Source organism: Embleya sp. NPDC059237 (assembly GCF_042754105.1).
Classification (GTDB): domain Bacteria; phylum Actinomycetota; class Actinomycetes; order Streptomycetales; family Streptomycetaceae; genus Embleya.
Map to the genome: position 1 here is coordinate 752,374 of NZ_JBHZAE010000001.1, position 15,820 is coordinate 768,193.

The following is a 15,820-nucleotide window of genomic DNA, read 5'->3' on the forward strand; positions in this document are numbered from 1 at the left end:
CGGACCTTCCTCCGCTGCTGCTGCCGCCGGCTCTTGGCACGGGCTCGTGCGCGGCCTGTGCCACCTGCGGCCCGGGCCGGGCGTTCCTACCGTGTCCCCTCGGGTGGGATCCCCGCCCGGGTCCGGGGCGGATGCGGGGCCTTCCTCGCCTGCGGCCGGTTCCCGGTGCCGGCGCGCGTCGGGTGTTCCTGCCGTGTTGCCTTGTGTGGGGAGCGCATCCAAGTTCGAGGCGGGCGCCGGGACTTCCTCCGCAGCCGCCGACTCCCGCCGCCGGCCCGTGCCCAGGATCCGTCGGCGGCGTCCCGCGTCGGGTCGTTGCGCCGGGGCGGCCGGCGTGGGCTGCGCTTCGGAGGCCGAGCCGTCCTCGTGGCGCGGCTCCGGTACCGCTGCCGCCGGTCGGGCGTCGGCCTGCGGGCGGCCGAGCGGGTCTTCCGGGCCGGTACGCGTGGAGGCCGCCGGCGTCGGGTCGAGTGTCGAGTCGTCCGTGGCCGACTCCCGGGCCGGGCTCGGGCCCGGGAGTCGGCCGCTGTGCAGGAGCCGGCGCCGAGCCTGTCTGTTCGGTGGGTTCTGTACGTCGGCCCGCGTGGGGGCGGGGCTCGATTCCGAGGTGGCCGGAGCGTTGTCGGCGCCCGGCTTCGGTACCGCCGCCTCACGTCGTCGGCCGGTGCGCAGGATCCGCCACCCGCCTCCGTTTGCCGGCTTTGGCGGTGTTTCGTCCGGCCCGGGCCCCTCGTCGGTGTCCCGACGCGGCGCCGCTGCGCGGTGTGGGCGGCCGGGGTGGGGCGCTCGTCGGCGGCCCGGACGGTCGGGTGATCCGTCCGGGTCTACCGGGATCGGGGTCCGGGCGACCTCCGGCGCGGTGCCCGACCACACCACCAGGCGGCGGGCGGATCGGGTCTCCGTGGCCCGAGGCGGCTCGCGGTCGCCGTCGTCGGAAGCGGTGGCGCGCTCGGCCGGCTCGGCGGGAAGGCCGCCCAGGTCCCAGACCGGGATCACCACCCGTCGGCGGCGGCCCGTCGGCCCGTCGTGATCGTCGTCCGTCATCCGGCCTCCCCCTTCGGACCCGGCCGGTTCACCGGATTTCGTCCTGTCGTCGGCGGCATTCGCCGTCGGGCGCGGGGCGCTCGCGCGTGGTTCGACCATCCGCGTCGCGTGCACGGACACCGCCGAACACCAGGCCCACTCACCACTTCGCCCCCCGACCCAACCCTCACCCCAAGGCCCGATCGCGTCCCGGGGCGGGGACCTGCCGGCGGTCGGCTCGGGGGCGTCGGCCTCGGACCCGGTCGTGATGTCGACCTCGACCCGGTCGCCCGTCCGGGACTCGACTCCGACCTCGGGCCCGGCCCAAGACCCCGACGAGGCCCGCGTCCCTGTCTCGTCCCAGGTCCCGATCGCCTCTCGAGGTGGAGACCCGCCGGCGGTCGCCACGGGGGCATCGACCTCGCGCCCGATCGCGGAGTAGGGGCCGGCCCGGCCACCTGTCCGGGTCTCCTCCCAGGATCTGATCGGTGCCCAAGACGGGGACCCGTGCCCGGCAGTGGTCGCCACCGGGCCACCGGCCTCGGGCCCGGTCGTGATGTCGGCCCCGCCCCGGTCGCCCGTCCCGGATCCGATCTCGACCTCGGGCCGGGCCCATGGCCCCGGCGCGGTCTCCGTTCGGGTCTCCTCCCAGGAGCTGATCGCGGCGCGTGACGGGGATCCGTGCCCGCCGGCGGTCGCCACGGGGCCATCGGCCTCGGGCCCGGTCGTGATGTCGGCCCCGCCCCGGTCGCCCGTCCCGGATTCGGCCCCGACCTCGGGCCGGGCCCATGGCCCCGGCGCGGCCCCCATCCATGTCTCGTCCCAGGGGCCGGTCACGGCCCGAGACGGGGACTCGGGCCTGCCGTCGGTCGCCACCGGGGCGTCGACCTCGGGCCCGGTCGTGACGTCGGCCCCGGCTCGGTCGCCCGTCCCGGATCCGACCCCGACCCCGACCCCGGGCCCGATCCCGGGCCCGGCCCAAGACCCCGGCGCGGCCTTCGGCCATGTCTCGCGCTCGGCGCCGGCTCGGGTGTCGGCCTTCGTCTCCGCCTTGGGATCGGCCTCGACCTCGACCTCGACCTCGACCTCGGCCTCGGCCTCGACCCCGTCCCCCGTCGCCCCCGTCACGTCCGCTCCTCCCTCGTGAATACCGCGCGGTATGCCGGGTCGTTCCACAGTTCCGTGTGTGGGCCGAGGGCCTTGATGCGGCCGGATTCGAGCCAGGCCACGAAGTCGGCGTCGGCCGCTGCCGTGGCGCGGTGGACGACGACGATTCGGGTGCGGTCGGCCAGGCCCGTGCGGAAAGCCTCGTGGATGTGGTGTTCGGTGACCGTGTCCAGGCCGCTGGTCGCGTCGTCCAGCACCAGGACCCGCGCGTCCTGGACCAACGCACGTGCCAGGCCGAGCCGTTGCACCTCGCCGCCGGACAGCGCCAAGCCGTCGGTCCGGGTCGCGTAGCCGGCCGGCAGTCGGCGGACGAAGTCGTCCGCGTAGGCCATCCGGGCCGCCCCGGTCACCGCCTCCGGATCCGCCCCGGGTCGGCCGTACGCCAGCGCCTCCGCCAGATCGGCGCCCACCAGGACCGGGCGCGGAAACGCGTACGCGACCCCCCGTCGCAACTCGCCGCGCGCCAACCGGGTCACCGGCAGCCCGTCGAGCAGCACCTCGCCCTCGTCCGGTTCGCACAGCCGCCCCGCCAGCGCCGCCAGCGTCGACTTGCCCGACCCGGACGCCCCCACCAGCGCCACACACGCCCCCGCCGGCACCGTCAGATCGATCCCGTCGAGCACCACCCGACCCCCGCCCGAGCCGACCTCCGGCACCCGCACCCGGATTCCCCGGAAGACCAGTTCGCCGCCCCCCGGCGGCAGAGTGCGCGCGGTGCCGTACCCGGCGGCCTCGACCGCCAGCAACTCGGCCGCCCGTACCCGCCCCGCGCGGGCATGGGCCACCCCGACCAGCGCCTCCACCTGCTCCAGGAACCCCAGACCGAGCGCCGCGTATCCGGCCGCCGCGACCAACTGCCCCGGCGGAATCCGCCCCTCGGCGAGCAACCACCCCGCCGTCGCGAGGACCGTCAGCTCGACCATCGGCGCGAGCAGCAACACCTGTGCGACGGCGCTGCGTTGGGCCCGCCACAGGCCGTGCCCGGCGGCCGAGAGCTCCGGCAGCGGGGCCAGGATCCGGGCGATCTCCCGATCACGCGTGCCGCACGCGCGGATCGTCCGCGCCCCCGCGAGCGCGTCGGTCAACCGGCCGGCCAACCCGCCCTGTACCGCCTGGTAGCGAGTGAACAGGTCGGTTGCGCGGGCCATGAACACCCGCACCACGAGCAGCCCCGGCAGCAGTCCGCCGAGGAAGCCGACCGCGAGCCACGGATCGATCAGGGCCAGCGCGACGATGCCGCCGAGCGAGGTGACCAGCGCGCCGAGCGTGCCGAGCAGCGACGGGACGAGCCCGGCCGCGTCGGGCGCGGCGCCGACCAGCCGCGAGGTGACGTCGCCGGCGGGAAAAGGATTCCGCGACCCGGTGCCCAGATCGGTGACGTGCACGGCCAGTCTGCGGCGCAGGCGCGCGGTGAGTTCGGCGGCCAGCCCCGGACCGGCGATCTCCGCGAGCAGCCCGGCCAGCAGGCCGAGGACCAGGACGGCGATCAGCCGTACGGTCGGCCCCGAGGCGGAGTCGCCGCGCACCACCGCGTCCACCGAGCCGGCCACCGCCGCCGGCAACAACAGCGCGGCGATCGATCCGGCCGGGACGGCGAGCGCGAGGGTCACCGTCGCCCCGGGCGCCACCCGCAGCGCTCCGCGCACCCCGGTGCCGGTGCGATCCGTCGGCGCCGGCATCGATGCCGGCGCACCCGCCGGGAGTGCCGGCGCGGCTATCGGGACGTCGACCACGGCGTGCCTCCTCGGATGCGCGGACCGTCGAGCGCAGCGGACCGGCGCGGCAGCCGTGCCCCCGCTCTCGCCGACGCCGCCGCGAGGGAAAAACGCGCGCGAGCGGCGTGCCCCCTGGGCGTCGGTCGCCCGGATTGCGATGCTGATCTGGGCCCGGTGACCGGGAGCTCCTGATTCCGGCAGGAACTCCCGGTCCCGGGTTCGTACTTGTCGAACAACCTGCCGACCCGACCGACGCGCCGACCGATCGGGAACACCGGACGGGCAGTCCACCCGCCCGCCGAACGATCACGCTGTCGATCGAACCCGAGCGTCGACCGGTCTCACGAGCGCGACCGATCGTGCCCGCGGATCGAGTCCGGGTGCCGAGTCCGGGTGCCGAGTCCGGCTGCCGAACCCGTGTCCGAATCCGTGTACCGAATCCGCGTCCCGGACGCGGTGCGCTAGTTGATCGTGAAGAGCAGGCAGGTGATCAGCAGACAGGTGAACTGACACCCGTTGCCGCCGTGCCCACCCAGCTCGACCGACTCGGTCTCGGGAAGCTGCTGCAGCGCGGCGAGGTCGGTCTCGATGTGCTCCATGGTGAATCTCCTTCGGGACGTGCCGCCGCCGCGAGCGGTTGCCCGCGACGGGTGGTGCGGGGCGACTCCCCCCCTCGTCACACTCGGCCGGTTTGCAGGAAACCGGTGAGGTGGGCGTGGAGTTCGGGTGCCCCATCCCCGGCCAGGGCCTCGTGGCCGAGGCCGGGAAGCTCCAGATAACGAAAGTCGGCGCCCTCGACCCGGCCGTGCGCCAGCAGCGTGTGGCGCAGCGCCCTGGACTGGCCGACCGGGATGGTGTCGTCCCGGCCGCCGTGGACGAACAGCAGCGGTACGGCGATGCGTTCGCACACCGCGAGCACGTCGCGCGGACCCTGGTCGTCGACGTACTCGGTGTCGCCGCCGAGCCGGGTCATCAGCGCGCGGATCGGCAGCGACGCCTCGGCGATCAGCCGCGGCCCGGACAGGAACGGCGCGACCGCGAGGCAGCGCGACCACGCACCCGGCGCGAACGACGCGGCGAGCAGCGCGAGGTAGGCCCCGTAGCTGACCCCGAACAGGGCGGCCGGCGCGCGGCCGAAGGCGGCCCGCTCGGCGGCCAGGGTGCGGCCGATCGCGGTGACGTCGGCCAGGTCCGGGCCGCCCCACGCGCCGTGCAACTCGCGGGCGAAGCGGGCGCCGTATCCGGTACTGCCGCGCTGGTTCGGCGCCACCACCGCGATGCCCGCCGCCGCGAGCCGTTGCAGCAGCGGATCGAACTCGAACCGCCACGCCGCCGCCGGACCGCCGTGCAGGGCGAGCAGGACGTGCTCGGCGCACCGCCAGTCGGGGCCGCCGTAGACGATCGACTCGACCGGACCGGCCCCGCCGACCAGCAGTTCCAGATGGGCCGGCCGCCACTGCGGCCGGTCCGCGTCGTCGAAGCCGACGAACGGGCCCGGTTCGCCGTCCTGGCGCCACGACCCCGGCCGGGACGGGTCGAGCCGAGCCAGGCAACTGGGCCGATCCGGCGCGGAGAACGGGATGCGCAACCCCTGTTCGGTCCACCGGCCGACCGCGCCCAGGCACCCGTCCGGCGTGGTCGCCTCGACCAGTTCGCCATCCTCCGGGGTCCACACGGCCAGCCGCGAGATCGCCCCCCGGTCGAGCTGGACCGCCACCCGGCGGCCGTCCGGCGCGATCGCGATCGGGCGTACCTGCGCGTCGGGCACGTGTACGACCTCGGGAAACCGCACCCGGCCCGGCGCCTGCGTGCGCTCGGCGGGCAGCCGGATCCAGCCGAGCCGGTCCGAACCCGGCGCGTCGCTGGCGATCACCAGCAGGCCGCCGACCGGATCGGCGAGCAGGAGCCGGTCGTTGCTCTCGTCGGTCAGCTCCAGGAACGGGCGTACGGTCGCCGTCTCCAAGTCGAGCGCGACGGTCTTGACCCGGCCGCCGCGCACCTCGTCCAAGGCGAGCCGGTAGCCGTCCGGGTCGAGCCAGACCCCGCCGCTGTACAGCCCCGACAATTCGGCGACGGGGTCCAATCGCCCGTCCTCGCGGACCAGCCACACCGTCGTCGACGGGGACGTGTCCGCCCCGAGGGCGAGGGCGAGCGCGTCCGTACCGGGGTAGGGGAGCAGTCGCAGACCGGGCAGCCGCACCATGGCCAAGTGCCGTTCGCTGCCCGCGTCGTCGGCTTCGAGCAGGACCAACTCGTGGCGCCCGGGCTCGTGTCGGCAGGCCAGTACCCGACCGTCGGGGAGGGCGAGCAACTGGGTGTGCAGCCGCTCGGGCGCACCGGTGCCGACCGGGATCGCGCCACTGGCCCGCCCCGGCCGCAACGACCACGACTCCACCCGCCACGTGCCGTCGCCCGGCGTGGCCAGGCACGCTGCGTGCCCGCCGTCGGCCGCGAACGACCAACTGATCCGGCGCATCGGTCGAGTCGTCACCATGGTGCTCACGCTTCCTCACCGTCCAACCACAACCGCGGTCCGCGGTGGCGGAGCCGGAGCAGGAAGCCGAGGACACCGGCGGTGCCGGTGCCGTACGAGGCGGACACACCCGTGGCGCTTTCGTCGGCCGGCACCCGCAGGCCGTCGACGATCGCGGTTCGCACCCGCAGCTGATCGGCGAGCTCGGCGGCCCGCGCACGATGGATCGGCTCGTCCAGCGCCTCGGCCAGGTCGAGCAGGAACTCCCCGTTGCCCGCGAGGCCGTGGCACGCGGTGGTGCCCGAATGCCACCGGGCACGATGGGCCGCCGCGCCGGCTGCCTCGGCCAGGTCGCGGTGGAGCGGATCGTGGTCCGCCCGCCACAGCCGGATCAGGAACGTCCCGACGCCGGCCGAGCCGCTGCACCAGTACGCCAGCCGGACCCCGGCCGGATCGCCCGGCCCCTGAGGCCACCACGCGCCGTCGCCGTCCACGCGCGCGGTGCGGGTGAGGGTGTGCGCCGCCGCCCGGGCGCCGTCGAGGTAGCCCTCGCGGCCGGTGGCCAGCGCCGCTTCGAGGAGGAACGTACCCACCCCGGCGACGCCGTGCGCGAATCCGAGGTGCGCGGCGCCGGCGAGGCGCGAATCGAAGTCCTGCGGTACGGGCCACAGGGTCAGGTCGCCGGCCTGCCGGGCGGCGCCGAGCAGCGAGTCGGCACACGCGACGACGCGCTGCCGGAAACGTTCGTCGCCGGTGGCCCGCCACATCCGGACCTGGAGCAGACCGGCCCCGGCGGCGCCGTGGCACACGTCCGGGTTGGGCCAGGCGATCGGTACGCGCAGGGCGAGGTCGGCGGCGCCGGCGGCCAGTTCGGCGTCGCCGAGCAGCGCCGCCGCGTCGTGCAGCGCCCAGGCGGTGCCGGAACGCCCGAAGTGCAGCCCGGGTAAGACCACCGGCTCGGCCGCGGCCCGATCGCGTAGCCAGGCGGCGCCGTCCTCGACCGCGCGATGCAGGGTGTAGCGCAGCCGGGGTTCGAGCGTGGTGGTGTGCGCGGCTCGGGCCAGTACGCCGAGCACGCCGGCCGCGCCGTACTGCACGCTGCACGGATCCATCGCCGCCGCGCCGGCCGTCATCGGCCACAGCCGATCCACCCGCCCGGGCGTCATCGTGGCCACGAGGTGCGCGAGCCCGTCCCGAAGCAGCACGTCGTCCTCGGGCGGCTGCGGATGCGGCGGCACCTTGTCGCCCTCGGTATCCGGATGCGGCCGAGGCCCATCCGGCACATCCCGCCGGCCGGCACACCCGCCACGCCCATCGACGGCACCGCCGAGGCCGGAGCGGCGAGGGCCGTCGCCCGGCAGCCCTGCCGGCAAGAGTGCCGACCGTTCGCCCACCGCGCCCACGGCGCGGCCTGATTCGCGGCGGGGGTCGTCGCTCGGCAGGTCTGCCGTCATGCGGTCCGACCGGCTGCCCACCCGATCGCCCGACAGGCCCGCCGACTGTGCGCGCGTCACATTTCCCACGCCGGTAGGCGTCCCGTAGCTCGTCCCCGTGGCTGCCCTGTCGCTCGGTTCGCAGCGCGAACCGGTGGCCGACCTGCCGTTCGGCTCGGCGGCAGCCCCGTTGTCCGGCTCACCGCTTGGCCCGTCGCCCGAGCCCGAGCGTGCATCGTCGACCGTGTCCGCCCCGTCCCCGCCCCCGCTCCCGCGCGCAAGTCCCGCCACGAAGGCCGACGTCCGCTCCGTCGACCAGCGTTGTGTCGGGTCCTCGCGCCACAGGCCGCGGATCGCCGGGGTCAGGCGCTGTGCGGTTTCGCCGTGTCGGGCCGCCAACTCCAGCCACGCACCCAGGCGTTCCACCGTGTCGCGGGTGGTTCCCACGTCCTCGGGCAGGGCCGGGTCGGCGCCGGTGGCGAGCAGGAAGAACAGGCCGCCGAGGCTGTACAGGTCGGCCGAGGGATGCGCACGATGGTTGCCGTCGACGCCCGGCCGCTGCTCCGGCGCCCGATAGCCGGGCGTACCCGCGGCGCCGGCCGGCACACCGATGTCGGCGGCCAGCTCCAGATCCACCAGCCGCAGCGCGCCGTCCGGCCCGACCAGCACATTCGTCGGCGACAGGTCGCGAATCACCAGACCCTCGCCGTGCACGGTCCGAACCAGTCGGATCAGCCCCTCGACGAGAGGCCGAGCGAGTGTCCACGCCACACCCGGATCCGCGGCGTGCCGGACCACCCAGGCACGCAACGGCTCGCCCGGTATCCGCTCCTGGGCCAGGAAGATCGTCTCGGCCTCTTCGAGCAGCGCGACGTGCCGAGGGGTCACGCCGGTGTGCTCGAGCCGCCGCATCAGCACCGCCTCGTGCCGCAGCGCCGCACACGCGTCCCGCCCGGAGCGGTCCACCTCGATGTGCGCGCGGGCCTGCTTGACCACGACGTCGGCATCGTCGGTGGTGTCCTTGCCCAGGAACACGCCGCCCTTGGCGGAGTGCCGCAGCGCCGAGGTGACCGCGAATCGGCCGCCGATCAGCACCTCCGCCCGCCGAGGCGCCGGCTCGGACGCGGCGGCCGGTGCCGAACGGGCCCGCCGTACCAGCGGATCGGGCGCCCACGACGGCGGAGTGAACCACGCCTCCCGGGCGTCGTCCACGGCCGACCCGTCGGGATCGGTCAGCACCGCGTGATAGCCGCCGTCGTTGCCGAGCACCGCTCGACGGCCGAACCCGCCGTAGCGGTAGTGCACCACGCTGCCGGGCCGGCACGGCCGGTCGGAGAGGATGCCCGGGCCGGTCAGCTCGCGGGTGACCTCGTCGAGCGCGTCCACCAGTTCCATGAACTGCTCGTCGTCGTCGGGATAGACGGTGATGAACTTGCCCGCCGAAGCCCGGTCCGCCTCACGGGAGTTGAGCATCCGCAACCGCTCCAGGTCACCGGCGAACTTGAACGCCACCCGGCGCGGCAACAACACGTCGCACACCCGGCCGAGCACATGCGGGGCGTCCCCGGTCCGCGCGCTGACATGGATCTTCCAGCCCTGCGCGCGAGCCGCGTGGCCCGGCGGCCGTACGGTGCACCAGAAGTCGTCGGAGCGCACATCCCACGCATCGGCCGAGCCCGGGGCCTGCTCCCCGTTTCCCTGTTCCCGGGCACCGACCGCATCGCGATCGAGCGCCGCACGGACGCGGTCGACCAGGTTCGTACCCGGCGCGCCGTGGCCGCCGGTGCGCTCCGCCCGGTGCCCACGAGTCGTCGTCGCCATCCCTGGACTTCCCCCCTCGACAGTGCCCTCGCGCCCCGGCCGACGACGCGTCGCGCGCCCGTCGACCGATGCCCGGAAACGGTTGTCGAGCGACCGGGTGCCCCGGTCGCCGACGCGGCCGCCCCGCCTCGGATCGCTCCCCCCGACGGGACGGCATGACCGTACGCAGCGCCTTCGGGCCACCTCAACGAGTTGCGACTCCCTTCACCCAATTGAGTGAAGTGACCCGCATTGAGGACCAGTTGGTCAGTTCATCTGCATATTCCCGCCCAGCCGCCATCCCCCCAGCTCAGCCCACCCACCACCCCACCCCCAAACGCCAGAGCATGGCCCATTCGAGCGAGCCCCCACCCGCCCCCCACGGGCAGCGCACAGAGAGCGAGGCCAAGCAGATCTCCCGTCCCGGAAACCCACCGAACCTGACCGGGAATCCGGAGCCGAAAGCAGCATCGGACGCAACGGAGCGTGCATTGCACGAAGGCATCGATGGCGCCGACCAGGCTTGCCGGCGACGGCTGAGACGGATGCTGCCGCACTCCCGTGCCGCACGGAGGAAGGGCGGTACAACGGCGAAGACTTCAACGACCTCTTTCGCTCATTCCAGATGTCCGCCTTCAAGATGGAGACCCGAGACTTCTCGACGTCAAGCAAGAGCGGGCAGAATTCCGCCTGTTCCTGAACGGCGGGCGCATGCCGGAAGAATGGCACGACAGCCCCTGGGTTCGCGGAATTGTAGACACCGGCAAAACAATGATCCGCGTCCACGTCCTCACATCACCGACTGCGACACGGAAGGACTGCCCCGACTCGGCCGCGACATCGCGCGTCCGGACGCAACGGGAGGTCCATCGCCGGGACTTCGGTTGCCCTCGCATGCGCGCCGGCGGCGTAACGTGGTGTTCCGGCAACCACACATCGACAGGTGGCGATCATGGCGGGGAACCTCGGGGACAACGTCAGAAAGTACCGGCGGGTAGTCGGTCTCAGCCAGGAGGAGCCGGCGCACAGGGCGGGCCTCGGCCTCTCGACCGTCGCAAAGCTTGAACAGGGCGGCACGGTCCGCATCGAGACTCTTCATATGATCGCGCGGGCGCTCGACGTCGAGACATCGGACCTTATGGTGTCCGCCGGTCGAGAACCGATCGTGGAATCGGATTTCCACAGCTTGCAAGTCATGGAATTGCGGAAGGTTCTCACCCCTCCCAAAGGCTTCTCGGCTCCCGTGCCCGCCGACGACGAAGTGCCCAATCTGGCTGCGTTGCGTCATGTTATCGTAGATTTTGAGCGATCATATTTTGCGGACGACTACGAAGAGATCTCACATCGACTTCCAGATCTCATGCGAGATGTGAACACGGCGGTTCGGCACTACGAATCGGGCCCGGAGCGCACGCATGCGTTGGAGGCCCGCATCACCGCCATGCGAATGGCGGGAAACTATCTCACGCAGACACGCGAGTACGATCTCGCCTATCACGCACTGTCGCAGTCCATCGATGATGCCCAGGAAATCAGTAGTGATCTGGATATCGCTTCCGGGGTCATGTGGCTGTGCTGGATGATGCTGAGACAAGGAAGACTCAAGGAAACTCTCACCCTGGCTGCGGAGACGGCCGATCACATCGAGCCCAATAAAATCTCCACTGCCTCGATCGACCATCTTTCGGTGTGGGGGTGGCGATCACCCCCGACGCGCGACGCACACGGCACCCAGGCCAACTCCTGGCCGCCTCCCCCTTGCCGACCGACCACCCGCCTCCACCGCTCGCCCCGTTCCGCAGCGACGTGACCTGGTCGATGCCACCGGAGTGAACCGATCCCGACCCGAAGCAGCCGCCGCTACTCGGCGATGCCGCGTTGTTGGGCCAGGATTGCGGCTTGGACTCGGCTGTTGAGGCCGAGTTTGGTGAGGATGCGGCTGACGTGGGTCTTCGCGGTGGCCTCGGCCATGTCCAGGTGGGCGGCGATGCGTTGGTTCGACATGCCGCGGCCCAGGCAGGCCAGGACGTCGCTTTCGCGTGGGGTGAGTGAGGCCAGGGCCTCGGCGGGGACCTCCGGGCCGTCCGTCGGCCGGGTCGGGGGCGGGCTCGCGAACGCGTGGATCAGCCGACGGGTGACCTCCGGCGCGACGAAGCCGTCGCCGCGCGCGACCAGGCGTACCGCCTCGACCAACCGGGCGGCGTCGGCCGTCTTGAGCAGGAACCCGGCCGCGCCCGCGCGCAGTGCGCCGAAGACGTACTCGTCCAGGTCGAACGTGGTCAGCACGAGCACGTCCAGGCCCGCCGCGGTCAACTCCCGGGTGGCGCTGATCCCGTCGAGGCGCGGCATCCGTACGTCCATCAGCACCACGTCCGGCCGCAGCGTCCGGGCCAGCGCCACCGCGTCCTCGCCGTCGGCGGCCTCGCCGACCACCTCGATGCCCGGCTCCGCGTCCAGGATCAGGACGAGCCCCGCCCGGACCGCCGCCTGATCCTCCGCGACCAGCACCCGCAGCGTCTCGGCGTCGCTCACCCGGTCCCACCTTTCGGCCCCATCGGGGCGTTCTTGATTCCGGCGTCGAGCACCACGTCGTCACCGCACGGGAGTTCGGCCCGCAGATGCCACCGGCCGTCGCGCGGGCCCGCCTCGAACAGGCCGCCGAGCAACGAGACCCGCTCCGACATGCCGACCAGACCCGCCCGCGCGCCGGGCAGTCCGGTGACGTGGTCGGGGTCGATCCCGTTCTCGCCGGTGATCACCACATCATCGGCGCGATAGGTGAAGACCAGGCGCAACCGCTGCGGCGTGGCGTGCTTGAGGGCGTTGGTCAGTGTCTCCTGGACCACCCGATAGGCCGCGAGGTCGACCGGGGTGGGCAACTCGCGCACCACGCCGACGATCTCGATGTCCACGAGCAGCCCGGCGCGGCGCACGTGTTCGACCAGTCGATCGGTCTCGGCCAGCCGAGGAACCGACACCGGCTCCTCGGGAGTGTTCTCCGAGCGCAGCAGACCGATCATCCGGCGCATCTCGGTGAGCCCCTGCACGCTGCTCTCCCGGATCACCTCCAGCGCCTCGCGCAGCCGCGCCTCGTCCAGGCTCTTCACGGACAACGCGGCGGTCGACTGGACCGCGACCGCGCTCAGATGGTTGGCGATCACGTCGTGCAACTCGCGGGCCATCCGGGCACGTTCGGCGATCACGGCGGCCTGGTGGTCGAGTTCGGCCAGCCGTGCCGTCTGGGCGGAGCGCAGTCGTTCCACCTCGGCCTTCTCCCGGTGCTCGCGCACCGAGAACCCGGTGAGCGCGGGGGAGATGGCGACCAGGCCGATGTAGAAGACGGCGAGGACGAAGATCCGGAAGCTGCGGGTCGTCGCCCAGATGGTGATCGTACTCACCACCAGCACCGTCAGATTGCCGTACAACAGGCGCCAGGCCAGCCGCGAACTGCCGTACACGCTGACCGCGTACAGCACGTCCGACCACATGATCAGGCCGCCGATCGAGGGCCCGAGCACGGTGTCGACGCCCTCGCCGACGAGTCCGATGGCGAGTGCGAAGCGCGGCGACGAACTGCGGTGGCATTGGGCGACGGTGAGCAGCAGCAACGGCGCGAGCCGCAACCACGGACTCGGATCCCACACGTTCCAGACCACATACGAACGGGTGAAGAGCAGGACGAGCGCGCCCGCGAACACCACGCCGCCGATCGCGCAGTCGCGACGGATCGGCGGCGCCAGGCCGGGCAGGTGCAGGGGCAGGGGACGCTGCCATGCGGAGGTCTGATCGCTCACGACCCCATCCCAACATCATGGGGACGGGTGTGCCGACCATTGCCGCCGATCGACGGGGGAAATCTCCCGGTTCACAGCGATTACCGCTATTTCGGCTGAAAGCGAATCCCGCCGTCGAGCCGGATCACCTCGGCGTTGAGGTAGCTGTTCGTGAGCAATTCGTACGCCAGCGAGGCGAACTCGTCGGGCACGCCCATGCGCTTGGGGAAGAGCACCTGCGCGCCGAGGGTGTCCTTGACCGCCTGCGGCGCGGCGGCGAACAGCGCGGTGTCCATCGTGCCCGGCGCGATGGTGTTGACCCGTACGCCGATCGCGGACAGGTCGCGTGCCACCGGCAGGGTCAGGCCGACCACACCGGCCTTGGAGGCGCCGTACGCGGCCTGCCCGATCTGCCCGTCGAACGCGGCCACCGAGGCGGTGCACACGATCGCGCCCCGCTCGCCGTCGGCCTGCGGCTCGACCGAGGCCATCGCGGCGGCGGCCAGGCGGACGGCGTTGAACGTGCCGATCAGGTTCAGCCGGACGATGAACTCGAACGCGGCCAGCGCGTGCGGGGTGCCGTCCCGGGCCACGGTACGCGCGCCCATGCCGGTGCCGGCGCAGGACACCAGGGCGCGCAGCGGCGCGACGGCGACGGCCGCGTCCACCGCGGCCTGTACCTGGTCCTCCTGCGTGACGTCGGTGGCGACGAAGACACCGCCGATCTCGGCGGCGACCGCCTTGCCGCGTTCCTCGTTCTTGTCCGCGATCACCACGGAGGTGCCGCCGGCCGCGAGCCGGCGGGCGGTGGCCTCGCCGAGCCCGGAGGCCCCGCCGGTGACGATCGCGGACGCGCCGGTGAGATCCAGCATGAGCAAGCTCCCTTCGCCTGTTCTTGACTGAAGCAAGCTATTGCATGGCATGGGGAAGCGGCCAGGCCCGCAGCGTCGACCGGCCCCGGCCCCGGCCCCGCTGTCAGCGCGGCGCCGGCGACCCCGTGCTCGGCGCCGTCGCCACCTTCACGGTCACCGTCGAGCCGCGCCGAACCTTCGCCCCCTCGCCCGGAGCGCAGTCGACGACCGTGTCCTCCGGCGTATCGGCGGTCGGCACCCGCACGATGTGCGCCACCAGGTCGGCCCCGCGCAGCCGGGACTCCGCCTCGGACGACGACGCGCCGATCAGCGGCGGCACCGTGGTCGTCGCCGGCGCGGTCGCCGTGGGGGAGGAGATCGGCGCGGCGGTGGTCGGCGGCGGGGTCGTCCTGGCCCCCGACATCACCACCACGACCTCGGCCCGGTCCCGGTCCAGCTTCGTCCCTGCCGCCGGATCGGTGGACACGATTGTGCCGCCGCTGCCCCGGACGGTGCCCCGGAAGCCCTTCTCGCGCAGCAGCGCGACGCCCTGCGCCTCGCTCATCCCGACCACGTTCGGCACGGTCAGCCGGGTGGGCGCGCTCGTACTCGGTACGGCCGAGTCGCTCGCATCCGGCGTGCTGGTCACCGGCGCCTCCGTGGTCGGCCCGGCGGCCGGCCTCGGGCTCGTCGACTCCGGCACGGACGTGGTCGGACTCGTCTTGGCCGCCGGCGAGGTGTCGTCCGAATCCGCCATCGCCATGCCGACCACCACGGCCACCACGATCGCGGCCACGGTGGCGAACACGGCCGCGACGACCTTCGTCCGCCGATTCCCGTTCCGGTGCTCGCGGTCGACCGCCGCGCCCGAGGCCGCCCCCGCCGCGCCCCACGCCCCCGCACCGCCGCCGGCGACCACCTGTACCGAGAACGGCGCGCACGCCGCCACCCGCATGTCCCGGGCGGAGACCACCCGCACCGGCACGTCGTTCTCCTCGACGACCCGGGAGTCCTCTTCGAACGCGCTGCCGCTACCGTCCGCGCCGACCTCGCCGAGGCCGAACATCCCGTTCGGCGCGAGCTGGTCCTCCACGTCCGGGGGCACCGTGTACACGATCGTCCAGGTCCGCACCTCGCCCGGATGCAGCTCGGGCGGCCCGGGCCGGTCGAGGCCGATCCGCCGGGCGGCGTCCCGGGGCAGTTCCGGGTCGTAGACGTCCGACACGCTGCCCGTGTTGCGCAGGGTCAGCGTCACCATGACCGTCTCGCCGGGAACCGCGGTGATCCGACGGGGCTCGCACCACGCCTGTACCGCGCAGGCCGGGTCGCCCATGCGCTGGCCGTGCAGGTCGGTGCCGCATTGTTCGCCCGGGCAGTACGCGTCCGTCTCCAGATAGGGCGTACCGCACAGCAGACAGTGCAGCATCGTCGTCGTCCCCCTCGTGTGTACGACAGTGCGAGCCTGCATACCGCACAAACGCTTCGGATGGGGCCGACTTCACACAACCCGGAGGCATTCCGGTGTGCTCCGTCACCGTCCGTCCGGGATGCCCGAATCGGGGCGGCGGGCGCGGAGAGGTAACCT

Annotated in this window: 9 protein-coding genes; 1 reads left to right on the forward strand and 8 read right to left on the reverse strand. The window is 73.1% G+C overall.

The genetic code is table 11. The annotated features are described in order from the left end of the window. Positions 1 to 2,147 precede the first annotated feature (2,147 nt). The 4 genes from ACFXKZ_RS03360 to ACFXKZ_RS03375 form a co-directional block, all read right to left on the reverse strand. The gene (locus ACFXKZ_RS03360) at positions 2,148 to 3,923 is read right to left on the reverse strand and encodes an ABC transporter ATP-binding protein (RefSeq protein ID WP_379995866.1); all 1,776 of its coding nucleotides are present in this window, start codon (positions 3,921 to 3,923) and stop codon (positions 2,148 to 2,150) included. A 443-nt stretch (positions 3,924 to 4,366) separates the two neighbouring features. Continuing rightward, positions 4,367 to 4,504, reverse strand: a complete 138-nt coding sequence (locus ACFXKZ_RS03365) for a VenA family class IV lanthipeptide (protein ID WP_379995868.1) — start codon at positions 4,502 to 4,504, stop codon at positions 4,367 to 4,369. 77 nt (positions 4,505 to 4,581) lie between these two features. Next, a complete protein-coding gene (locus ACFXKZ_RS03370) occupies positions 4,582 to 6,399 on the reverse strand; it encodes a prolyl oligopeptidase family serine peptidase (protein WP_379997280.1) in 1,818 nt (605 codons plus the stop codon). 5 nt (positions 6,400 to 6,404) lie between these two features. Then, positions 6,405 to 9,632, reverse strand: a complete 3,228-nt coding sequence (locus ACFXKZ_RS03375) for a lanthionine synthetase LanC family protein (RefSeq protein ID WP_379995871.1) — start codon at positions 9,630 to 9,632, stop codon at positions 6,405 to 6,407. A 931-nt stretch (positions 9,633 to 10,563) separates the two neighbouring features. Between ACFXKZ_RS03375 and ACFXKZ_RS03380 the strand changes: the two genes are divergently transcribed. Further along, positions 10,564 to 11,421, forward strand: coding sequence for a helix-turn-helix domain-containing protein (locus ACFXKZ_RS03380; protein ID WP_379997282.1), 858 nt, complete (start codon positions 10,564 to 10,566; stop codon positions 11,419 to 11,421). Positions 11,422 to 11,471: 50 nt separating this feature from the next. Here the strand turns inward: ACFXKZ_RS03380 and ACFXKZ_RS03385 are convergent, their stop codons facing one another. From ACFXKZ_RS03385 to ACFXKZ_RS03400, 4 genes are all read right to left on the reverse strand, one after another. After that, positions 11,472 to 12,143 (reverse strand): response regulator, encoded by a 672-nt coding sequence (locus ACFXKZ_RS03385; protein ID WP_379995873.1) that lies wholly within the window; start codon positions 12,141 to 12,143, stop codon positions 11,472 to 11,474. Next, positions 12,140 to 13,405, reverse strand: coding sequence for a sensor histidine kinase (locus ACFXKZ_RS03390; protein WP_379995876.1), 1,266 nt, complete (start codon positions 13,403 to 13,405; stop codon positions 12,140 to 12,142). Before ACFXKZ_RS03390 ends, ACFXKZ_RS03385 begins: the two co-directional genes overlap by 4 nt. Before the next feature lie 86 nt (positions 13,406 to 13,491). After that, complete coding sequence (locus ACFXKZ_RS03395) at positions 13,492 to 14,256, reverse strand: SDR family NAD(P)-dependent oxidoreductase (RefSeq protein ID WP_379995878.1); 765 nt, start codon at positions 14,254 to 14,256, stop codon at positions 13,492 to 13,494. A gap of 103 nt (positions 14,257 to 14,359) precedes the next feature. After that, a complete protein-coding gene (locus ACFXKZ_RS03400; protein ID WP_379995880.1) occupies positions 14,360 to 15,661 on the reverse strand; it encodes a PASTA domain-containing protein in 1,302 nt (433 codons plus the stop codon). Positions 15,662 to 15,820 lie beyond the last annotated feature (159 nt).